Below are 22226 nucleotides of genomic sequence, written 5' to 3'. Positions count from 1 at the left end.
CTTTTATCCCTTCCTGGCGCCTACAGCTGCTCGGTAGCGCTGGACGGCGGAGGCGATTAACTTGGCGACCGTCTTTTGATAGCCGGTGTCGTTGATCAATCGAGCTTCATACGGGTGGGTCATGAAACCGCATTCGACGAGGATGGAAGGATGCTTCACGCCGGAGAGCACACTGAAACGTGCGCGCTTGATGCCGCGGTCGAGCGTGTAGGCCTTCTGGGTTTTTTCGTCCTTCAGGTATCTCAGGAGTGTGCCATGGACGGCCGTGGCGAGTGCGACGTTGGCGGAGTCATGGAAGTTTCCGGTGCGGGTCTGAAGATCACTGGCCTTGAGGCGGCTGCCGTAGTGGGCGACGCCGACGGGTGAGAGCGTGAAGGTCTCGATGCCACGAGCTGCGGACTGCCCCGAGTTGTGGTGGATGGAAATGAAGATTGCGTTTTCCTTGGATTGATTGGCGACGTCGACCCGCTGCTGGAGCGTGAGGTAACGATTGCTGTCGCGCGTCATGATCACCTTGAACCCAAGCGCTTCGAGGTCCTTTTTGAGAAACATGCTGACCTTGAGGTTGTAGGAAGCTTCGGTGCCGAGGCCGTTGGTGGCACCGGGGTCCTTGCCGCCGTGTCCGGGATCGATGATGACCGTGCGGAAATTTGCGGCTTCTCGGATGTCGCCGGGCATCAAGACGGGATGCACCAGCTTCACGAGATCCATTTTTGAGACCCAGGTCTTTCCGCCGGAGGAAATAACGGGGTAGGTGAAGACAAACTTTACACCGTTCATCAGGCACTGTTGAGAACCAATGCTCATGGTCACAAGGATGCCTTGCTTCGGATCTTTGGCGTGCACCTTCTTGAGCGTGATCTGCTTGCCGCTCTGACTCAGTGAATTAAAGCCATAGTAAGTTTTCATCGAACTGGTGCTTACATATCCACGGCCATTGATCGTCTTCTCCTCCCACTGCGCGTTGGCGGTGAGGGTGAAGGCCATCAATGTTGCGAAAATCAGACGGAGAATGGCAATGCGGCGGGTCATGGGTCTTCTGCGGAAGTCTGGAAGTCAGCGACTTCGGAACCCGTCCGAGATACCCTGAATCGCGATCGCTGACAAATCCCTTTTCCGCCAGTGAAGTCGGCGGTTGCGCCCCTGGGCCCGGCCGAAATAGACTTTTCCCAGATGAAAATCGAAACAGCAGGAGAGATTCGTTCGAAATGGGGTGAAGGGCCGATTTGGTGGGCCGGGGCGCTCTATTACGTGGATATCGAAGGCCACCGGGTGATCCGCTTCGATCCCGAAAGCGGTGAGGAGAAAACCTGGGAGGTCGGCGAGCGGGTGGGCACGGTGGTGCCTCGCGAAGCAGGCGGACTGGTGATCGCGGGCGACACGGGCTTCCATTTCCTCGATCCCGAGAACGGCACGCTCACTGCCATCGGCGACCCGGAGCCGGATAAAGCCGACAATCGTTTCAATGATGGCAAGTGTTCGCCGGATGGTCGATTTTTCGCTGGAACCATCAGCCTCGTGAAGAAAACCGGCGATGCCCGTCTCTATCGACTCGATCATGATGGCTCGATTCACGAAGTCTTCGGGCCAGTGACGAATTCCAACGGCATCGTCTGGAGCGCTTCGGGCGAAACCTGCTACTACATCGATACCCCGCGCAAGGAAGTGCTCGCGTTTGATTATGCCGACGGTCATCTGACGAACATGCGGAGCGTTGTCGATACCTCGCACCACGAAGCGTCTCCGGACGGCATGACGATTGATGCGGACGGCAATCTCTGGATCGCCTTTTGTCATGGGGCCTGTGTCGCGTGTTTCTCGCCGGAAAGTGGTGCGGAGTTGCGAAAGGTTGATTTGCCGTGTTTGGAAACGACGGCCTGTGCCTTCGGTGGTCCGGATCTTGAGGACCTCTATGTCACGACCGGGATCCATAAGAGTGAGGTCGAGGAAGACGCGGGGCGCTTGCTGGTGATTCGCGGACTTGGAGTGAAGGGACTTCCTTCGAATGGCTTTGCCGGCTGAGCCTCGGACCTGGATGCGTGCCGGGAACGTGATTGGTGATTGACGTTGGATGGAGACAGTCGAGTAGGCTTCCTGTTATGAGTTTCACTTATCACTTTGCGAAGTCAGAACTTCCGCTGGATCAGTTTCGGGAGGCGATTGAATCGGTGATCGATCCTGGAGACGAGCATGGCAATGTTCCCGAGGGCACATGGCGTGAGCAGCTGCTTTCCGCCATGATGCGTGAACGCAGCGACCATGAGGAAGGGCAGTATGGTGAGATCTTTCTCGCTGCCGGCGGGATTCGTGGAGTCGCGGTCTATGAGGAGGCCGACGAGGTTCACATAAAGGTCAGCAGCTTTTCGAGCAGGACGGATCAGTATCTGGCTGCACGCTTCGCATGGGAAGCGATGCAGCTTGGGGCGGAAGTCTGGAAGGAAGGGCACGAGGAGGCGGGTGCTCTAACGACAGATCAGTTGGGATCCGAGGCCATTGAAAGCACCCACGCCGAGTGGTGGAAACTCAGCAAGGGAACTCTGGCGGCTTATGGCGACGGACAATATCCCGTCCTGGGAGGCATCATCAGTTTGAGCGTCCATGGACAGGACGCCTCAATGTCGGATGAGGATCTCGAAGCGCACTATATCTCTCGGGTGGCAAAACTCGGCGATGCCTTTCCTTGCACGACAGTGACCTTCGACATGGCGGGTGTGGGTGAGAAGTCGATCCACATCCTGCAGTGGGAGCTTAGCAGTCTTCTTTCCAAGACGATCGATGGCGTCAAGCTGCCGGGTGAAACCCGCGGTGCGGTGCCACTCGATGCGCTCATCGAACTGGCCGGACATCATTTGAGCGATGGTTGTGAATCGTGGGTCTGCGCTCCGGCGAATCAGTTCGAAGATGGCCTGTTAGATCGACTGAACGAGTACTCTTTTGGCGGTACCTCATCCGGCGAACTCACGGACGCGGACTGGAGGGTGATTGCTCAGGCTCCAATCATTGCCTTTGTCCTGGTCGCCGCAGCGGACGGCAATGTGGACAAAAAGGAGTTGAAGCGCTTCGCCGAAATTCTCGGCGGACTCGCCGAGCAGCAGGGCCATTTACCCACGGCGCGCATGATGCAAACTGCCATGACGATCTTTGCCGAATTGATCCCAAGGCTGGTGTCCGGGGAGGTCGACCCGCTCCGGGAATTGGAATCCTTCGTGTCCTTGGCGGATTCCAAGATGTCGCCGGACGACGCCGGCAAGGTGAAGATGTCTGTTTTGGTGCTCGCAAAGGAAGTCGCTGAAGCGTCCGGCGGCTTCTTCGGTTTCGGATCGAAGATCGACAAGGACGAGGAGAGAGCTCTTGCGGTACTGATTCATGTCCTCGGCTTCAGCGGGTAGGGGTGCCAGCCCAGCGTTCCTTCGGGTCATCATCGAGCGGAGGCCGCTCCTTGAGGTTTTCCTAGAACGAAAATCCACAGTCAGGATATGTCAGCAGATAAGATTCCCCCTCGACGGAGCGAAGAAAATCTCGTGAACTCCGCCATATGAAATGGGTATACGTCAGCGCCTTCGTCCTATTGGGATCACTCCAGTCCAGCCTTTTGGCCAAGCTTCCTGAGATCCCGATGAGCGAGGAGTGGCAAGAGAAAGTCAAGGCGGCTGCTCCTGAGAATGGTCAGGCGAAGCCTGAAAAGGAACGCAAGGTGCTGATTTTCTCGATGAACACCGGCTTCAAGCACTGGTGCATCCCGCACACCACGGCTGTGGTCGAGATTCTTGGAGAAAAGACGGGTGCCTACAGCTCGGTGGAGAGCAAGGACATCAAGGAGTTCCTTCCGGAAAACATCAGCAAATACGACGCCATCGTGCTCAACAACAACTGCCCCGATGGCAAGGACCGCGACATGTTCCGCGATGTGCTGATCAACAAGATGAAGGAGTTCGGGCCTGAGTATGCCAAGATGCCGCTGAAGGAGCGGGAAGAACTCGCGACGAAGCTTTATCAAAGTCTGGTTTCCTACGTGGCGGACGGCGGTGGTCTGGTGCTGTTGCACGGTGCCATCACGAACTTCGCTTACTCCGATGAGTTCAGTGCAATGGTTGGTGGAAGCTTCGATTTCCACCCGCCACAACAGGAGATCACTCTCTACCCCGTAAGCCCTGGCCATCCGATGCTCGAGCCTTTCGGCGGAAAGCCATATGTTTACTATGATGAGCCCTACATCATGAAGCGTGCCTATTCGAAGTTGGACTTCCATCCTCTTCTCGAAATGAAGCTCGATGAGCTCAAGCCCGACAAACGACTTGAGGAGCTTGAGGAACTGCCTCGTTACATGGCATGGGTGAAGAAATTCAAAAAGGGCCGCGTCTTCTTCTGTTCGCCATCCCACAATGCGCAAGCATTCGAGACGCCCGAGTTGCTGGGCTTCATCCTCAACGGCATGCAGTTCGCTACCGGTGATCTGGCATGTGAGACGGCTCCTCCTGCCGAGCTTGAGAAGAAGTAGGTCGTTAGAAAATTCACCGCGCCTTCACGCAGCCGTGTCATGTGAAAACGCGGTGGAGGTGAGTTGACGGCTTGCGGCCCGGGGCAGAATTGTCGATCATGCAAGGTGTGGAAGCCGTGATGAAACATGACCTGCCGGATCGCTTCGGGCCGATGCTGGTGAAGGAGATGCGCCAGAACATGCGGCGCGGCAGCTTTGTGATCCCGTTTCTCGGCGTCCATGTGCTGGCGGTCGGCGCGGTCATTCTTGAGTTCCAGACCGGCGCGCAGGACCGCTTTTCCGAGGTCGTCGGCATGCTGAACCTGGAGATGCTCGTTTCCTCCGGTCCGCTGTGGCTGGCGATCACGGTCATCTGCGCGATCATCATGCCGCTCGGTGGACTGATCCTGATGGGGCAGGAACTCGATGAAGGGAACCACGAGTTGCTCCTGCTGACGAAGCTCAGCCGCTGGAAAGTCGTCCGTGGAAAATTCTTCAGCCTCTGGTCGCTGAGTGTTCTAACACTTTTTTCACTGCTGCCTTACGTGATCGTCCGTTATCAGATCGGTGGCGTGGAACTTGTGCGCGATCTCGCCTGCACGATGACGGTGCTGGCGCTTTCGGCGGTGATGTGCGCGGGAGCGATCGGTGCTTCGTCATTTCGCGGGCTGGGAGGGCGGATTGCGACGATGCTTTTGTTTATTGCATCCGCCAGTGTCTCCGGTGGCGTGGCGATTTATGCGACGTTGATGCGCAGAGGGGAATCCGGTGTCTTTTGGCATCTCAATGCACTCGCTGCGACATTGTGCTTCGTGCTGATGGGGCTGGGTCTCGCAAGATCGCGACTGCGCCTGGTCGTCCACGCCTATGAGGTGAAGCCGAGCTTCATGGTAGTAGGGCTTTTGATTTTCACACCCTTCGTCGTCGCCATGACGACCGCGATGACTGCCGGTTATGCCGGCTTGGTCGGCCTGATCGGCATGGCGCTGGTGGCAATCTATGCCGATGTCACCCCGAAGGCACCGGCATGGGTCAAGGCACCGGGTGCGAATATCCCGGGTGCGGCTCCGCCGCCAGCGATTCCAACGGAAGCTCCCGTTACTGAGGGCTCCGAAGGGGAGGGTTCGTAGTTCCGCGTTTAGGGGACGACGTAGGCAACATCGACGCCATCTTCTCCCTCCTCCATCCCACCGCCGACGCCAACGGTGCAAGCAACTACCTCGACTACGAGAAGCCTCCTGAAGCGTGAATCGCTGGATTCATGTCGGCCAATCCTGCTCTGCTATCTGCTGCCTCCTGTTCCATTCATCTTCCTCTGTAGAATCAAGCGCTCATCGAGCCGCTGCTCGAGTGCCTTAAGCGTTGGTTTCCATAGCGGTGGCATCAAGCACTCGAATTTCGGAACGGGCCCTTCTAACGATGCTTGTGCTGAAAGGGACCGACCTATTGAGAAAAGCAGTCACTGATCGATAATGGTTGGCTTGCAACGCGACTCGTTATGGGTGAGAGAGATGCAGTGAATATGGCAATCAAGGAAGCGCATGAAGGTTTGACCGCGCAGCAGGAGACGCGACCAAGAAGCTGAACAAAATGTCAGGAAGTTTTGACTGACCCCTTTTTTGTGTGCATGAGATTAAGAAATTAGTATGAGACCTAGCACTTTCAGTCTTTTGTCGGTGGTTTGGATCAACTTGCTGATTCCAGCGTTCGGAGATGGTCCTCATGATGAGATGCCCATCACAAGAATGGATGTAGCGAGCGAAGATAATTCGGGTGAAAGAGTTGAGATGTTGGCGAGAAGATTGCTAAGTCGAGCAAGGAGGCAGTTGCTTGATTCAGAGTATTACGAAATCCGGGAAGAAATTTTGGCTATTCCGGGCTATGCAGAATACTTTGGGTCTGCTTTGCGACGAAAGCAAATTGAAGTTAAGGCGATACCCTTAGGTACTGGAGAAAGAATTCGGTATGACATTATAAGAGCAGAGTGTTTCAAAGTGCTCGGCCTACTTCAGACTCCGGAGAGCCTCAAGGTTTTAGGTGGGTTTCTTGACGATGATTTAGATGCACCTGGAAAGGAATGGAGTGAGCTTCTTCCATATCGAGATACGCCCCAAGCCAACTCCGTCGGTGCTGCCGCAGCGATTTGTTGGATGGGGCTTCAGAATCCGCCAGCGGACGGACGAAAAATTGCGTCTGGCGAAGAAGGCGAGTTGTTAAAAACTCGGCGGTGGTGGAAGAGAGTCGAACGTGGTGATCTAACCTTTTCCTTTGAAGGGCAAGTTGAGACGTATAGATTCTCGTCAGACGGTTCATGGGAAACTATTTTATCGCCGAACGTAGCGGGAGAGGCCCATACGAATCCAAAATCTGCAGGGATTGCTCAGAATGATTTGGTAGATGCACCCAACAAAAGTCGGAATATCAAGTTTCTTTGGATTGTTGGACTGCTTTCGATAATTGGTGGGATAGGATGGATGTTGCGGAGAAAGTTTCTCTAACGCCGTTTTCTACCTCATCGACGCAAAGCGCTTGCGCAGCAGGTCTTTGCCGGAGATGTCGGGGGCGGCGGCTTGGGCGTCGTTGACCCATTGCCATTCGAGCTCGTTCTTGGTCGGGAGCTTCTTTTCAAAGTAGACACCGAACTTTCCGGGCGAGTTGTCTTCGGCGAGCTTGAGGGCGGCGTCGGTGGATTCGAGGTCCTGGGTGGTTTCATCGACGAGTTCGAACTCACCGCCTTTGCGCGGGTTTCCGGAGTCGAAGGCACCGGGGTAGAACATCGTGCATTCGGAAAGGGTTTCGACGACGGCGAAGCCGGGGTGGAGGATGGCGCGCTCGAACATCTCGTTCATGTGCTTCACCTGCGCGGCGTGGGTGCGGGCGACGAAGGTGGCACCGGTGGCGACAAGCTGGGTCATCGGGTTGATCGGCCGGTCGATAGCGCCGCGCGGGTCGGTCTTCGATTTGCGACCGATGGGTGTCGTGGGTGAGGTCTGGTTTTTGGTCAGGCCGTAGACATAGTTGTCCATGATGACATAGGACAGGTTGACGTTCTTGCGCGCGGCGTGGGTCAGGTGGTTGCCGCCGATTGAGTAGCCATCGCCATCGCCACCGAAGACGAAGACGTGGAGGTCGGGACGGGAAAGCGAGATACCGGTGGCAAGTGGCAGGGCGCGGCCGTGGATGAAGTGAATGCCGTGGGTGTTGACGAAGTAGGGGAAGCGTGACGAGCAACCGATGCCGGCGACGCAGACGATTTTCTCGTGCGGGATCTGGAGCTTCTGGACGACGTTGAAGAAGGAGGCGAGGACGGCGAAGTCACCGCAGGCCGGACACCAGGTGGGGTGGTCGGCTTTGAGCTGCTTCTTGGTGAGTGGTTCGGCGGGTGTGCTCATGATGTTGAAACGGAATGGAAATATTTAACCACCCTCCTTCGCTGAAGCTACGGGAGGGCAGGCGGATGTAAATTTTCGGATGGTAGACCGGGGTTGTTGGGCTTGGGTTGATCAGGTTTTTGAAACAGCGAAATCGCGCGAAAAGACGCGAAATTAGATGAGGTTTGAAAAATTGGAGTCTGGGTTTTTGGAACTTGGGTTCCGGGGCGCGATGGCGCCGCGCGGGCCATTACTTGGAGAGGATGGTGGTGGCGCCTTCGACGAGTTCGCGGACACGGAAGGTGATGCCTTCAACCTTGTTAAGGGATTGGATGGCGGGGTTGCAGGTGACGGACCGGAGCAGGGTGGCGAGTTGGCCGTGACCGTAGACGCCGCTGTCGTTCATCTCGGGAACAATGATGTGGGTGTAGCGGTTGAAGATGTCGCCGAGGCCATTGCGCAGCGGGTGGATGTGGCGGAGATGGAGCGAGCCGACCTTATGGCCGAGGCGGCGGAGTTGTTCGGAGGCTTCGCAAATCGGGCCGTAGGTCGATCCCCAGCCGACGAAGAGGATGTCGCCTTGCTCGTCGCCGTGGAAGTCAGGGGCAGGGAGCGAGTTGGCGAGCTTGACGAGTTTTTCGCGCCGCTTGGCGGTCATCGCCTTGTGGTTCTGCGGGTTGCTCGAAGGGTGACCCCATTCGTCGTGTTCGAGTCCGGTGACGACGGGATACTTCCCTTCGGAGGATCGCGAGCCGGGTGCGGCGTGGCGGGTGATCTTGTCGAGCGGGTAGGGTTTGAAGTCGGCACCACGTTCGTCGAGATCGAGAGTCGGTTCTCTCCAATGCTGATCGAGATCCGGCTCGGGGAAGGCTTCGATGCGGGTGGCGATGGCTTGATCGGAAAGGATGATGACCGGCGTGGAATACTCGCGGGCGATGCGGCAGGCTTCGATGGCGGTGTAGAAGCAATCCTCCACGTCGCGTGGGGCGAGGACGACGCGCGGGGCATCGCCGTGTGAGCCGTAGATGGCCTGCATGAGGTCGGACTGCTCGACGGAAGTCGGCAAGCCGGTGGAGGGCCCGCCGCGCTGGATGTTGACGACGATGAGCGGGATCTCGGCCATGCAGGCGTAGCCGATGGCTTCCGTTTTCAGGGAAAGGCCGGGGCCGGAGGAACCGGTGATGGCGAGGTGGCCGGAGTAGGCGGCACCGATGGCGATGGCGACGGCGGCGAGTTCGTCTTCCGCCTGGATGAACATGCCGCCGTACTTCGGCAGTTCGGAGCGCAGCATTTCCATGATGCTGGTCCAGGGAGTGATCGGGTAGCCGGCACCGAAGCGGCAACCGCCGGCGATCAGGCCGGTGGCGAGCATCGTGTTGCCATCGGAGGAAAGTCGATTGGCTTCCTTGTTTTCGCCGGGGGCGAAAGGCATGTGGTTGATGTCGTGGACGGGCCAGGCAAAGCCGGCATCGAAGGCGAGCATTGCATTGCGCAGGATGTCTTCGTTCTTCTTGCCGAACTTGCGCGTGATGATCTCGGTGATGCGTTCGCGGTCGAGCTTGTAGACGGCGCAAAGCATGCCGAGCACGAAGATGTTTTTGCCGCGGTCCTTGGCGGAGCCGCCGATGGCTTCGATGGCGGCGGAAGTGAAGGGAACGCCGATGTGGATGACCTCGCGATCGTGGTTGAGCTCCTTGACCTGATCGCTGTCGAAGAAGCAGATGCCGCCGTCGCGCAGGGATGAAAGGTGGTTGTCGTAGGAGTCCTGATAGAAGGCAACGAGGGTGTCGGCTTCATCGCCTGGGTGGAGGACTTTTCCGGAGCCGAGGTGGACCTGGAAAATGGAAGGGCCACCGGAGATGGTGCTGGGGATGGTCATGTAAGTCATGACGTCCTGGGCCGTCGAGCCGGCGAGTTGGGCGAGGAAGCCGCCGATCGACTGGATGCCGTCTTGGGAGTATCCGGCGAGGCGGATGACGGCGTTTCTGAGGGAATCCGGAGCGGATGCAGGTGAGTGGGTTTCAGGCATCGGAGTTTTTCTAGGATACGATTCCTAATTCGTATCACGATGGCCTGATTTCGGAAGGGAAAAGAGGCTTAAGGCGATTTCGGGTGAACGCAAGGAGCGTGGCTTTTCAAGCCCCGAGGGTGGATGAGTTGGGCCATGACGGTTTGGTTTTGCTCGAGGGTGATTCGGCCTGTTGTCCGGTGGCTGCAAGCCGACCGCTCCTTGGTTGGCCGCTACACTCTGATACGGAATTCCTCGACGGGAATGCCGCTGACTAGGTGCTCGGTGACGATGCGTTCGAGGACCTCGGGGGTGCAGGAGTGGTACCAGATGCCTTCGGGGTAGACGACCGCGATCGGGCCTCGCAGGCAGACGCGCAGGCAATTGGCTTTGGTGCGGAGAATGGCGGGGGCGTCGAGACCGAGGGTGGAGAGTCGGGCTTTGAGGAAATCCCAGGCGACAAGGCTGGCTTCTCGGTCGCAGCACTTGGGCTTCGTCTGATCGGCACAGAGGAAGATGTGGCGGGCTCCGTCTGCTAGGCCGGCGGCGATGGCGGCGCGTTTGAGTTCTTCATCCGGTGTCATGTCGGAGAGTATCGGGAGGTGATGGGGGATCGCCAAGAAGGGAGTGGGAGTGTGGCAAAGGACAGGGATGCTTTCTCCCATAAAAAAACCACCCCGTCCGCGGATGCGAACGGGGTGGTGGGGAACTGCTTGTTAGAAGTCAGGCCGGGGCCTTACTTCTTAGCCTTCTTGGTCGCCTTGCGGGTGGACTTTTTCTTGGCCTTCCTGGCTGCCTTTGGTGCGGAGCCATCGTTGATCGCGGCCTGGGCGGCGGCGAGACGGGCGACGGGCACGCGGTAAGGCGAGCAGGAGACGTAGTTGAGACCGAGCTTGTGGCAGAAGGTCACCGAATCCGGATCACCACCGTGCTCACCGCAGATGCCGAGCTTGATGCCATTGCGTACGCTGCGGCCCTTTTCGACGGCGATTTCCATGAGCTGGCCGACACCGGTGGTATCGAGCGAAGCGAATGGGTTTTTCGGATAGATGTCGTTCTCGGTGTAGCTGTTGAGGAACGAACCCATGTCGTCGCGGCTGACGCCGAGTGCGGTCTGAGTAAGGTCGTTCGTGCCGAAGGAGAAGAACTGAGCGTGCTCAGCGATTTCATCTGCGGTCACAGCGCCACGAGGAACTTCGATCATGGTGCCGACGAGGTATTTGAACTTCACGTCCTTGGCTGCCATGACCTCCTCGGCCACGCGGTGGATGATGTTCACCTGAAGCTCAAGCTCGCGGGCGTAGCCGACGAGAGGAACCATGACTTCCGGCTCCACGGGGATGCCCTTCTTCACGCACTGTGCTGCGGCTTCGAAGATCGCCTGGGCCTGCATTTCGGCGATTTCCGGATAGGAGATCGCGAGACGGCAACCACGGTGACCGAGCATCGGGTTGAACTCGTGCAGGTCGTGCACGCGCTGCATGATGGTCTCGACTTTCACACCGATGGTGCGTGCGAGATCCATTTGCTGCTCCTTGGTGTGAGGAAGGAATTCGTGGAGTGGTGGATCCAGAAGGCGGATCGTCGCTGGCTTGCCGTCGAGTGCCTTGAAGATGCCGAAGAAGTCCTTGCGCTGATGCGGGAGGAGCTTCTTGAGGGCCTTCTTGCGGTCGATCTCATTCTCGGCGAGGATCATCTGACGCATGGCGTCGATGCGATCACCTTCGAAGAACATGTGCTCGGTGCGGGTGAGGCCGATGCCTTCCGCGCCGAATGCGACGGCGTTCTTGACCTGCTCCGGAGTGTCGGCGTTGGTGCGGACACCCATCTTGGTGGCAGCAGCACACCATTCCATGAGCTGGACGAAGTTCTGATACTTCTCGGTCTTCTGGGAAGCCTTCTTGCCGTGGATGAGGCCGGTGATGATTTCGGATGGCTCGGTGGCAAGCGCGCCACCGTAGACGGTGCCGGCGGTGCCATCGATCGAAAGGAAGTCGCCTTCCTTGAAGACCTGACCACCTGCCTTGACGGTTTTGTTTTCGTAGTCGACGTCGACTCCCGAGGCACCGCAGACACAGACCTTGCCCATCTGGCGGGCGACGAGTGCGGCGTGCGAGGAGACACCACCACGAGCGGTGAGGATGCCTTCCGCAGCGATCATGCCGCGAAGGTCTTCCGGGGAAGTTTCGACGCGAACGAGAAGCACCTTCTCGCCCTTGTTGGCGGCAGCTTCAGCGCGGTCGGCGTTGAGGTAGATCTTACCGGAAGCGGCACCAGGACCGGCGGGAAGACCCTTGGCGATGATGGTGGCCTTCTTGACTTCGGCGACGTCGAAGACGGGGGCGAGGAGTTGGTCAAGCTGGTCGGCTGGGTTGCGCAACACAGCGGTCTGCCAGTCGATGAGCTTTTCCTTCACCATGTCGGCGGCGAACTTCAGGGCGGCGGCAGCGGTGCGCTTACCGTTGCGGGTCTGAAGCATGTAGAGCTTGCCATCCTGAATGGTGAACTCGACATCCTGCACGTCCTTGAAGTGCTTTTCAAGAATCTTGCGAACCTTCATCAGGTCCTTGAATGCTTTCGGCAGGGCCTCGGCCATGCCTGCGACGGCGTCCGGCGTGCGGACACCTGCGACGACGTCTTCGCCCTGGGCGTTGACGAGGAATTCACCGTAGAGTTCGTTTTCGCCGTTGGCTGGGTTACGGGTGAAAGCCACACCGGAACCGGAGTTGCTGCCGGTGTTACCGAAGACCATCGCCTGGACGTTGACGGCGGTGCCCCATGCGGCAGGGATGCCATACTTGCGGCGATAAACGATCGCGCGGTCATTCATCCATGAGCTGAAGACGGCGCCAGCGGCACCCTCGAGCTGCTCCCACGGGCAGTCAGGGAAACCCTGGCCGGTGCGGTCGAGCACGAGCTTCTTGAAGGCGGCAACGAGTGCCTTGTTGTCTTCGGCGGTGAGCTCGGAGTCGACGATGTCCTCACCGTAGGTCTTGGCCTTGTAGGATTCGATGACGTGCTCGAATGGTTCGTGATCTTCGTCAGGTGTCTTCTGCACACCAAGTACGACGTCGCCGTACATCTGGATGAAGCGGCGGTAGCAGTCCCATGCGAAGCGCTCGTTGTCGGTTGCCTTGGCGAGGGATTCCACAGTGGCGTCGTTGAGGCCGAGGTTGAGGACGGTGTCCATCATGCCTGGCATCGAGTCACGTGCACCGGAGCGGACGGCGAGGAGGAGCGGGAAGCCTTCGGCATCGCCGAACTTGTAGCCCATGATCTTCTCCATGTTGGCCACGCCTGCTTCCATCTGGGAGCGAAGGACCTTGGGATAGGTGCGCTTGTGATCGTAGTAGTAAGTGCAGACTTCGGTGGTAATGGTGAAGCCTGATGGAACTGGAAGACCGATGAGGGTCATTTCGGCAAGGTTCGCGCCCTTGCCTCCCAGGAGTTCCTTCATTTTACCGTGACCGTCGGCTTTGCCGGCGCCCCAGGTGTAAACGTACTTCGGAGCCTTCTTGGAGGCCGCTTTCTTGGCCGCGTTCTTAGCGGTCTTCTTTCGGGTTGCCATCTGAATCAGTGGATATGGTTTGCTTTTCGAAAAGCGTCCGATTTCCGGAACCCAAAACGGGCCTCCGGCGCGGACGCGCGGAGACTAAGGGGAGGGAACGCAGTGTCAATGAACGAGTTCCGCGGGATTCTCACCGCGAAATCGTGGGAGCATCGAACTCACCTGCGAGTCGCAAATTTCACGAGTCCGCGGTGCGTCGCGACGAGCCCGCCGCTTTCTATGATTCCCTGCCGGGTGTCGGGGGGAACCAGCGGTCTTTTGGAATGACCATCGGCTCCGGCGGATCCTTCTGGTAGTGGGGCGACATGATCTGAATGCCGGCTTCATTGAAGGCGTCCTGAATGTTCCCGTTGAGCTCGGAAAGGATCGCCCCACGGGCGGTCGGCTCGTCGGCGTAGACGGTCAGGGTGTACTCGGCATACCAGTCGGAAAGGGCTTTCTGAAGCACCTTGGGAGCTGGGTTTTCAATCACGCCCGAGGTCTGCCTGGCCGCTGCCGTGAGGAGTTCGTGAACCTGCCGCCATGGCGCATCGTAGCCGATGGTGACGACCGAGCTGATCGGTACGCCGGTGTCTTTTTTGAGGCGCGTGAAATTGGTCGTCGGATTGGTGATCATCACGGCATTCGGGATGACCAGGAATTCTCCTGGGGGCGTGAGGACTTTCACCGCGAGGATGCCCATTTCGGTGATCGTGCCTTCAATTTCGCCGACCTTGATGTACTCGCCGGTGCGCACCGAACCGGAGTAGAGCAGGACGAATCCACTCATCACCTGATTGATCATGCCGGAGGATCCGAGCGAGACCATCAGGCCGAGCAGCACGCTGATCCCCTTGAAGGCATCACTTCCCGAGCCGGGCAAATACGGGTAGGCGAGGACCAGGCCGATGATCCAGATGCAGGCCACGGCGATGCGCCGGGTCGCCTTCGCCGCGTCGTTTGCCAGCACACCGGTTTCTTCATCATCTCCCATGCTGCGCACGACGCGATCGACGAGCTTGGCCAGCCAGCGGGTCACGAAAAGGATCAGCGCCGCCGTCGCCAGGCCGGGGATGGCCGCGACCATCGTTTTGAGGATGCCGGAAGCGAAGGCCATGAGGTGCTCGGTGAAAGCCGAGCCGAGCGGTTCGGTGAGCGGGAATTGATTGAAGACGAAGGCGACCCAGATGCAGAAGAGGTAGAACCCGAGAAGAAAGATCAGCACCTTGATGAACTGCTTTCCCAGAAGACCGAAGTGCGGGCGGAGGTCGGTGCGAGCGACTCTGAGGCGTCGCATGCTACGGATGCGCCTTTCCACGAAGTTCGAGACGCGGCGACTGATGAAACGCAGGACAAAGAGCGAGGCAAAGAAAATGACCGATGCAATGACGGCCGCCGTGATGCCCTTGGCGATGGCTTCGGCCGATCCTTGTTCAAGACGCGCCAGACGGATCTCTTCCATCTTGGCAAGGACCTCCTGGCTTTCTTCTTCAAGTGACTGGCCTGCGAGTTCGTCCAGATCGGAAGCGAGCAGCGAGAAGAGATACTTGTCGCCGACCATGAAGCGGACTGTCGCCTCGCCATCAATCTCCGCCGACTCAGCCGTGACCGGTGTTTCTAACAATTGGTCGGAAAATTCCTCGACCTTTTCGGAAGCATCTTTGGAGCGGGCCTCAGGACTGAGCTTGGTGGTCGTCGAGCGGAAGATCGTGATCTCGCGATTCCACCATTCGAAGCTGCTTGCCGGAGTCGCCACGACTTTCTCGGGCTCGGCCGGAGGAGCATCCGCAGTGGCCGCAGGCGCAAGCGGACCTTTGCTATCCGCCGGAGGAGCAGACTGCGCTTGGCCCCAAACGGTCGGTGAGAACAGAAGAAAAAAGCTGAGAAGGCATCCGGTGAGTCCGGGCATGGGAGGCATGCGCATGCCGGAGGAAACCAGACATCAGGCGTGAGTATCAAGTTTTCGCTGAGCATCCGTGGGTTTGGCGATGAGGTGGCGGACTTCGTGAGTCCGTGTGGCGTGCGCGATTCCGAGGAACCGCTCGTTGACTTCATTAGTGTGACAATGACGGAACCTGATTTCTCCCTCGAATGGGCCGATGCCGCCCAATCTGGCATCGCTTCGCAGCGGGTGAATTCATCGGGATCAAATCAGGGTTGCTCGAAATTTTGCGGTTTGGCTTCCTCTTAATTTGTTGACCGGAGATGGATCCGCTTCAGCATCCCTAATCAAGTATCAGGACCCTCGATCCCATCGAACGCGCTGATGCCTGAATTGCAAATAACACGAGTCTACTCGACATGAAACCAACAAACAAACTAAGGCGATACCTCGCTGTGGTCACCATGGCCCTTGCGGCGGTGGCATCAGCCCAGGAAAAGAAACCTAACATCCTCATTATCTGGGGTGATGACATCGGTGTATGGAATATCAGCCACATGAATCGTGGCATGATGGGTTACAAGACACCAAATATTGACCGGATCGCCAACGAAGGTATCCACTTCACCGATTACTACGGTCAGCAATCCTGCACCGCCGGACGTGCGGCTTTCCTCAATGGGAGTGTGCCGGTGCGGACCGGCATGACCAAGGTCGGCCTGCCTGCGGCTCCGCAAGGTTGGCAGAAGACCGACGTCACCTTTGCCGCCGTTCTCAAAGGCCAAGGTTACGCGACCGGCCAGTTCGGTAAGAATCACCAAGGAGACCGCGACGAGCATTTGCCGACCAACCATGGCTTTGATGAGTTTCTTGGAAACCTCTACCACCTGAATGCGGAAGAGGAACCTGAGGACCGTGACTATCCTGCCGACATGAAGCTCGCTGATGGATCGACCTTCCGTCAGAAGTTCGGTCCCCGCGGCGTGATCAAGGCGACTGCCGACGGCAAGATCGAGGACACCGGTCCGTTGACCAGAAAGCGCATGGAAACCGTCGACGAGGAAACCCTCGCCGCTGCCAAGGACTTCATCATCAGACAGAATGAAGCCGGCAAGCCATGGATGTGCTGGTGGAACGGCACTCGCATGCACTTCCGCACCCACGTGAAGGAAGAGCACACGGGTATCGCCGGCAAAACTGGTGACGAGTACCATGACGGCATGGTCGAGCACGACATGCACGTTGGTGAGTTGCTGAAGCTCCTCGATGAGCTCGGAATCGCTGACAACACGATCGTCCAGTACTCCACCGACAACGGGGTGCACTTCAACACCTGGCCGGATGCGGGAACCACTCCATTCCACGGTGAGAAGAACTCGAACTGGGAAGGCGCCTTCCGCGTTCCCTGCTATGTCCGCTGGCCCGGCAAGTGGCCTGCAGGCGCTACCGTAAATGGCATCGTTTCGCACGAAGACTGGCTTCCAACCTTCGCTGCCGCTGCAGGTAACCCGAACATCAAGGAGCAACTCCGCGAAGGCGTTGAGCTGATCGGACGGAACTATAAGAACTACATCGACGGCTACAACCTGCTCCCTTACCTTGAGAAGGCCGGGACATTCAAGACGATTGATGAAGACATCGAAGCCTGCCCACGCAAGGAGTTCATCTACACGACCGACGGTGGCGAAGTCTGCGCCATCCGCGTGCAGGACTGGAAAGCCACCTACCTGGAAGAGCGGGCGACTCGCCTGCAGATCTGGCGTGAGCCGTTCATCAAGTTGCGCACTCCGCACCTTTACCACCTCCGTCGTGATCCCTTCGAAAAGGCTCAGGCCGGCTCGAACACTTACGAGGACTGGTTCATGGACAAGGTTTACCTGCTGGCACCGATGCAAGTTGTTGCCTCCAAGTTCCTCATGACGATGAAGGACTATCCGCCAAGCCAGACTCCTGGAGACTGGAGCTTGTCGACCTTGGAAGAGCAGATCAAGACGATGAATCCTGCCACGCATTGATTTGCGCTGAGGAAAGGCTGCAGCTTTCTCCTCTCGAGAAAGCATCGGCCTGACTCCTGAATTCAGCCGCGTCCGGATCATCCGGACGCGGTTTTTTTGCGCCTTCTTCCAGCCGAGACGAGGGCTGGTCAAGGCGGGAATCTGTGGCAATTCTCCCGCCATCAAAACATCATGAAGGCCATCCAATTCCTAAAGAACAGCAGCGAAGCTGGTTCCGCTATTGAAGTCGAAGTCGAGACTCCTTCGCCAAGGGGTTACGACCTGCTTGTTAGGATCGAAGCGGTTGGACTCAATCCGGTGGATACCAAGGTGCGTCCGAAAGATGGCGATGCACCCAAAGTTCTCGGCTTCGATGCCGCAGGCGTGGTCGTTCGCTGCGGAGATCAGGCATCGCTCTTCAAAGAAGGGGATCTGGTCTACTTCGCGGGCGATGTCACGCGGCCGGGAGCAAATGCGGAGTTCCAGCTCGTCGACGAACGCATCGTCGCCAAGCGTCCGAGTTCCCTCGATGCCGCAGGCAGCGCCGCACTGCCTCTAACAGCGCTCACCGCGTGGGAGTCCCTTTTTCATCGGCTCCGCATCGACGCGGATGATGTCGCCGGAAATCGGGGCAGGACGCTCTTGATTATCGGCGGGGCAGGAGGTGTGGGTTCCCTGGCGATCCAGTTGGCCAAGCGTGCCGGGCTCACGGTGATTGCCACGGCCTCGCGTCCCGAGAGTTCCGAATGGTGTCGTCAGCTCGGGGCCGACCACATCATCAATCACCATGGCAACATGCCTGCCCAGCTTCGCGAGCTCGGCTACGAAAACGTCAGCTACATCGCCAACTTCAACAACATCGACAAGACCTGGAGCGCGATGGGCGAAATGATTGCCCCGCAGGGGGGCGTCGTTCTCATCACGGGACACGAAGCCGCGCTCGACATGGGTGGCGATTTCAAAGTGAAAAGCGTCACCATCTGCTGGGAGTTCATGTTCACCCGTGCGATGTTCAAAACGAACGACATCATTCGTCAGCATGAAATTCTAACAAGGGTCGCCGAACTCGTAGATGAAGGGGTTTTGAAAGCCACCGGCAATGACAGGCTCAGCCCGATCAGTGCCGAGAATATTCTCGAAGGACATCGCCGCATCGAGTCGGGAAAGACGATCGGCAAGTTGACCGTTTCCGGCTGGGAATGAGTCCGGTCGTGACCGGATTGGGCTCAGCCGAAAAGCATGGGTTTGATCTGGCTGAGGAAGCGGGTTTCCTTGGCTGAAGTCCCATCGGATTCCAGTACCCGTGTCAGCCAGTGATATGCGAGTTCGGCATCTCCGGAGAACTTCAGCGTCGCCGCCCGCTCGCGCATGAATGCCTCGGTTTTTTCATCGTCGGCGCTCACCTCGCGAGCCAGCGCAATGAGGTTGGGGAGCAAGATCTTCCCCGGGTTCTGCGGGTCCCAGCCAATGGCCTTGAGAGCGTGTTCCAGCACCTCTTCCTCATCGAGCGTCAAGTGCTGGTCGAGGTAGGGTGCTAGAGTCAGGAGCTCAGCGATGGCTTGGCGGGATTGCTCTGTCATAGGGAATGACAGAGGTTCTAACCGAAATTGCCGGGCAAAGCGAGGCACGATTCGGAAACCCGCTGGGGGACGGCTGATCGGAGACGTGGGCGCTAGGACTTCTTCTTCCGCTTGTGGCGGAGGGGTTGGGCGTGTTTCTTGGCGGACTTTTTGGCGGATTTTTTGGCGCTCTTCTTTTTCGAGCGCGGGGCTGAGCTGGCGTCTTTTGAGGGCTTCTTGTCGCGGGCCCATTTGGTGGCCTTTTTCGAAGATCGACGGCTGTCGCTGCGGCCGCCGGTTCCTTTGGCTTCTCCGGAGATCTTGAAGTCGACGAAGCGGCGTTCGTGGTCGATGTTGGCGACTTCCATCTGGATCCGCTGACCCATCTGGAACTGGCGTCCGCCGGGACCGACAAGGCGGGACTGGCTTTGCTCGAAACGCCAGGGGCCTTGTGGAAGGTCTTCGCGTTTGATGACGCCTCGAGTGCCGATGTCGGTGGCTTCGACCATCAGGCCCATGGAGCGGACCTCGGTGATGAGGCCTTGGAAAATGACGGGCTTGTCGGCTTTCGAGCAGCGATCGAGATACTCGAGCATCTTGATGTTCTTCGATTCGTTTTCCGAATCGGAAGAGGCGCGCTCGGTGTCGGAGATGTGGCGGGCGATGTCGTGCAGCTCGGCCTGACCGAATGTCTTGTCGGGATGCTTCGGTGGGTTGTCGAGGAAGGGCTGGAGCGCGCGGTGGATGATCAAATCGGCGTAGCGACGAATCGGCGAGGTGAAGTGACAGTAGTCAGCTTTCGACAATCCGTAATGACCGAGCGGATCGGGAGAGTAGGCAGCGCGCTTCAATGACTTGAGCAGGCCGATCTTGATCGCGTGTTCGTCGGGCCTGCCCTTGGCGGCATCCAGCAACTTCTGGATGTGATCCTTGTTTGTTAGATCACCGAAGCTGTAGCCGAAGGCCTTGGCGGTCTCGCCGTATTCGAGCAGGCGCGAGGCTTCAGGTTCTTCGTGAATGCGGTAGATCGCGGGCTTGTTGCGGATCTTGATGATCTTGGCGACGGCTTCGTTGGCCGCGAGCATGCATTCCTCGATGAGCTGGTGACTCTCGGTGTGAACGACCTTTTCAATGCGGTCGGCTTGTCCCTTGTCATTGAGACGGACGCGGACTTCGGGCATTTCGAGGTCGAGCGCGCCGTCGTCGAAGCGTCTCTTCCGCAGGCGGGAGGCCATGGCCCAGGACTCCTTGACCATCTCGACGAGTTCCTTCGGCGAATCCTTCGGGGCGGGTTTGCCGTCGAGGATTTCCTGGGCTTGCTCGTAGGAGAGTTTCGATTGCGAGTGGATGACGGCATCGCAAAAGCGCGACTTGATCACCTTGCCCTGCTTGTTGACGTCGAGCACGGCACACTTGGTGAGTCGGTCGGCGAAGGGCTTGAGCGAGCAGAGGCCGTTGGAGAGTTCGACGGGGAGCATCGGGATGACGCGATCGACGAGATAGGTAGAGTTGCCGCGTTCGATGGCTTCCTTGTCGAGCGAAGTACGAGGTTTGACGTAGTGGGAGACGTCGGCGATGTGGACGGCGAGTTGCCAGCCGTTATCGGTTTTCTTCACCCAGATGGCATCGTCGTGATCTTTCGCATCACCAGGGTCGATGGTGATGACGAGCCGGTCGCGCCAGTCTTCGCGTCGTGCGACTTCCTTGGGGTCGACCTTGTCTCCGAATTGACGGGCATCGCGGAGGACTTCGTCGGGGAAGGAGGTCTTGATGCCGTTGCGATGGATGATGGCCAGAATATCGACTCCAGCTTCATCGGGCCATCCGAGGACTTCAATGATGTGGCCGCGGGGCGGGGCGCTTTCATAATCGTCGATCGCGACGACGACCATCTGGCCGGCGCGGGCGGTGTGGTCACCGATGACGTCGACTCGGCCGTTCATCGCGGAGTCGTCGGCAATGACCCATGAGTTTTTGCCCTTGGCGGCGCTGTGGAAGACGCCGACGACTTTTCCGGAGCGACGGTCGATGACGAGATCGACTTTGGCGCGGGTTTCCGGTTCGGTGTCGCGGTTGCGGCGGTAGTCCCGGGCGTCGGGTCGGGGTTGGTGAAGGGTGGCGAGGACGCGGTCCCCATCGAGGGAGTTTCCGGTATCGCGGCGGGGGACGTAGAGGCGTGAGTTCTTTTCGAGGTCAATGCCCGAGGCCTTGTTTTCGGCATCGGCTTGATCGGGAAAGAACCAGGCATCGCCCTTTGGCGTGAACTTGATGCTTCCGCGCAGCTGGTCGCCTTTGGCGGAGGGGCTTTGGTAGCGGTTCTTTTTGCCGAGGACGATGTCGCCGGACCTTTCGAGGGCTTGGAGCTCTTTGCGGAGCTGGGAGCGCTGCTTGAGAGGGACTTTGAGGACGCGGGAGAGATCCGATTTATTCATCGGACGATAATCGCTTGAGCGTATCAATTCGAGGATACGGTCGCGCAGGGATGCTTGAGGCATAATGGATATTGGAGTGTAGTAAGGGGGGCGGCAATGGGAATCATGTGATTCTGCCGGCAAATTTGCCGGACGCGCCCAACCTCAACAAGAGAGAGGCTTTTTCAAAACGGACGCTTGCCAGATCGGGAAGATGACAGTATGTATATACGTTGTCAAGGCTAAGGAAAAGCGCGTTGCCAGAACGGTGCCGATGCGTTTTGTTTTCGCAACACCAACCACCAAAAAAATGAAAAACCAGAAATCCACCCGTCGTGCCAAGGGCTTCACGCTTATTGAACTCCTTGTTGTCATCACCATCATCGCGGTATTGGCCGGCCTTAGCTTTGCCGGTGTTAACCTGGCGATTAAGAAGGCCAAGAAGACCGAAGGGCTGGTCATGGCAAGCAGTCTGGCAACAGCTGTCGAAAATTTCTACGGGGAGTACAACCGTCTGCCGGATGTCCCGAAACAGGTCGAGACGGCTGGTGGAAGCACGAAGCTTCTTGAGATTCTTCTCGGCATGGAAGGCAGCGGCAGCAACATCGAGAACACCCGCAGTGTGATCTTCCTCCAAGGCAAGGAAGCCAAGGGGAAAAAGGGTGGCATCGACTTTGGATCCGGTGATTCCGTCGACGGTCTCTACGATCCCTTCGGCAATCCTTACACCGTCATCCTCAATACCGATTATGCGGACAGCCTGGACTTCTCGTTCGGCGGCAAGCAGGTCAAGCTTCGCGGCAAGCAGGTGGCTGTCTACAGCCCTGGCGGCGACAAAAAGGAAGGCACACCGGACGATATCAAGAGCTGGAACTAAGCCTTCAATTCTCTGACTTTAATCAACCCCGATCTGTGAGAGCAGGTCGGGTTTTTTTGTAGGGAGACACCCAGGTGAGGAGGACTTGAGGTGGCGGGAT

Annotated in this window: 16 protein-coding genes; 8 read left to right on the top strand and 8 right to left on the bottom strand. The window is 58.0% G+C overall.

From position 1 onward, the window contains the following. Nucleotides 1-3 precede the first annotated feature (3 nt). Nucleotides 4-1032 carry an N-acetylmuramoyl-L-alanine amidase family protein gene (locus ACFQY0_RS15080; protein ID WP_379713926.1) on the bottom strand — a complete coding sequence of 343 codons (1029 nt, stop codon included), beginning with the start codon at nucleotides 1030-1032 and terminating at the stop codon, nucleotides 4-6. Between the two features lie 141 nt (nucleotides 1033-1173). Here ACFQY0_RS15080 and ACFQY0_RS15075 point away from each other — a divergent pair, with 141 nt between their 5' ends. From ACFQY0_RS15075 to ACFQY0_RS15055, 5 genes are all read left to right on the top strand, one after another. Continuing rightward, nucleotides 1174-2022 (top strand): SMP-30/gluconolactonase/LRE family protein, encoded by an 849-nt coding sequence (locus ACFQY0_RS15075; protein ID WP_379713924.1) that lies wholly within the window; start codon nucleotides 1174-1176, stop codon nucleotides 2020-2022. Nucleotides 2023-2099: 77 nt separating this feature from the next. After that, on the top strand, nucleotides 2100-3389 hold the full coding sequence (locus ACFQY0_RS15070) for a hypothetical protein (protein ID WP_379713922.1): 1290 nt from the start codon (nucleotides 2100-2102) through the stop codon (nucleotides 3387-3389). 146 nt (nucleotides 3390-3535) lie between these two features. After that, on the top strand, nucleotides 3536-4498 hold the full coding sequence (locus tag ACFQY0_RS15065; protein WP_379713920.1) for a ThuA domain-containing protein: 963 nt from the start codon (nucleotides 3536-3538) through the stop codon (nucleotides 4496-4498). A gap of 119 nt (nucleotides 4499-4617) precedes the next feature. After that, nucleotides 4618-5607: an ABC-2 transporter permease gene (locus ACFQY0_RS15060; protein WP_379713918.1), complete on the top strand. Its 990-nt coding sequence runs from the start codon at nucleotides 4618-4620 to the stop codon at nucleotides 5605-5607. 516 nt (nucleotides 5608-6123) lie between these two features. Beyond that, nucleotides 6124-6975, top strand: a complete 852-nt coding sequence (locus ACFQY0_RS15055; protein ID WP_379713916.1) for a hypothetical protein — start codon at nucleotides 6124-6126, stop codon at nucleotides 6973-6975. Nucleotides 6976-6984: 9 nt separating this feature from the next. Here ACFQY0_RS15055 and ACFQY0_RS15050 read toward each other — a convergent pair whose 3' ends face one another. The 5 genes from ACFQY0_RS15050 to ACFQY0_RS15030 form a co-directional block, all read right to left on the bottom strand. Continuing rightward, nucleotides 6985-7869 (bottom strand): thiamine pyrophosphate-dependent enzyme, encoded by an 885-nt coding sequence (locus ACFQY0_RS15050; protein ID WP_379713914.1) that lies wholly within the window; start codon nucleotides 7867-7869, stop codon nucleotides 6985-6987. A gap of 229 nt (nucleotides 7870-8098) precedes the next feature. Continuing rightward, the gene (locus ACFQY0_RS15045; protein WP_379713912.1) at nucleotides 8099-9877 is read right to left on the bottom strand and encodes a 2-oxoacid:acceptor oxidoreductase subunit alpha; all 1779 of its coding nucleotides are present in this window, start codon (nucleotides 9875-9877) and stop codon (nucleotides 8099-8101) included. Nucleotides 9878-10089: 212 nt separating this feature from the next. Next, a complete protein-coding gene (locus ACFQY0_RS15040; RefSeq protein ID WP_379713910.1) occupies nucleotides 10090-10440 on the bottom strand; it encodes a (2Fe-2S) ferredoxin domain-containing protein in 351 nt (116 codons plus the stop codon). Nucleotides 10441-10592: 152 nt separating this feature from the next. Then, nucleotides 10593-13424: a pyruvate, phosphate dikinase gene (gene ppdK, locus ACFQY0_RS15035; protein WP_379713908.1), complete on the bottom strand. Its 2832-nt coding sequence runs from the start codon at nucleotides 13422-13424 to the stop codon at nucleotides 10593-10595. Nucleotides 13425-13641: 217 nt separating this feature from the next. Beyond that, entirely contained in the window at nucleotides 13642-15327 is a 1686-nt protein-coding gene (locus ACFQY0_RS15030) for a mechanosensitive ion channel family protein (RefSeq protein ID WP_379713906.1), read from the bottom strand. A 422-nt stretch (nucleotides 15328-15749) separates the two neighbouring features. Here ACFQY0_RS15030 and ACFQY0_RS15025 point away from each other — a divergent pair, with 422 nt between their 5' ends. Together ACFQY0_RS15025 and ACFQY0_RS15020 are read left to right on the top strand one after the other, a co-directional pair. Further along, nucleotides 15750-17300, top strand: a complete 1551-nt coding sequence (locus ACFQY0_RS15025) for an arylsulfatase (protein WP_379714277.1) — start codon at nucleotides 15750-15752, stop codon at nucleotides 17298-17300. Between the two features lie 171 nt (nucleotides 17301-17471). Beyond that, nucleotides 17472-18482, top strand: a complete 1011-nt coding sequence (locus ACFQY0_RS15020; RefSeq protein ID WP_379713904.1) for a zinc-binding alcohol dehydrogenase family protein — start codon at nucleotides 17472-17474, stop codon at nucleotides 18480-18482. 23 nt (nucleotides 18483-18505) lie between these two features. Here the strand turns inward: ACFQY0_RS15020 and ACFQY0_RS15015 are convergent, their stop codons facing one another. After that, complete coding sequence (locus ACFQY0_RS15015; RefSeq protein ID WP_379713902.1) at nucleotides 18506-18859, bottom strand: hypothetical protein; 354 nt, start codon at nucleotides 18857-18859, stop codon at nucleotides 18506-18508. Between the two features lie 92 nt (nucleotides 18860-18951). Continuing rightward, nucleotides 18952-21333 carry a ribonuclease R gene (rnr, locus tag ACFQY0_RS15010; RefSeq protein WP_379713900.1) on the bottom strand — a complete coding sequence of 794 codons (2382 nt, stop codon included), beginning with the start codon at nucleotides 21331-21333 and terminating at the stop codon, nucleotides 18952-18954. A gap of 226 nt (nucleotides 21334-21559) precedes the next feature. On the opposite strand from rnr, the gene ACFQY0_RS15005 reads away from it, so the two are divergent. Further along, on the top strand, nucleotides 21560-22126 hold the full coding sequence (locus tag ACFQY0_RS15005) for a type II secretion system protein (RefSeq protein ID WP_379713898.1): 567 nt from the start codon (nucleotides 21560-21562) through the stop codon (nucleotides 22124-22126). The last annotated feature ends 100 nt before the right edge of the window (nucleotides 22127-22226 follow it).

The organism is Haloferula chungangensis, from assembly GCF_042664875.1.
Classification (GTDB): domain Bacteria; phylum Verrucomicrobiota; class Verrucomicrobiia; order Verrucomicrobiales; family Akkermansiaceae; genus Haloferula; species Haloferula chungangensis.
This window is presented reverse-complemented; position numbering and strand designations above follow the sequence as displayed.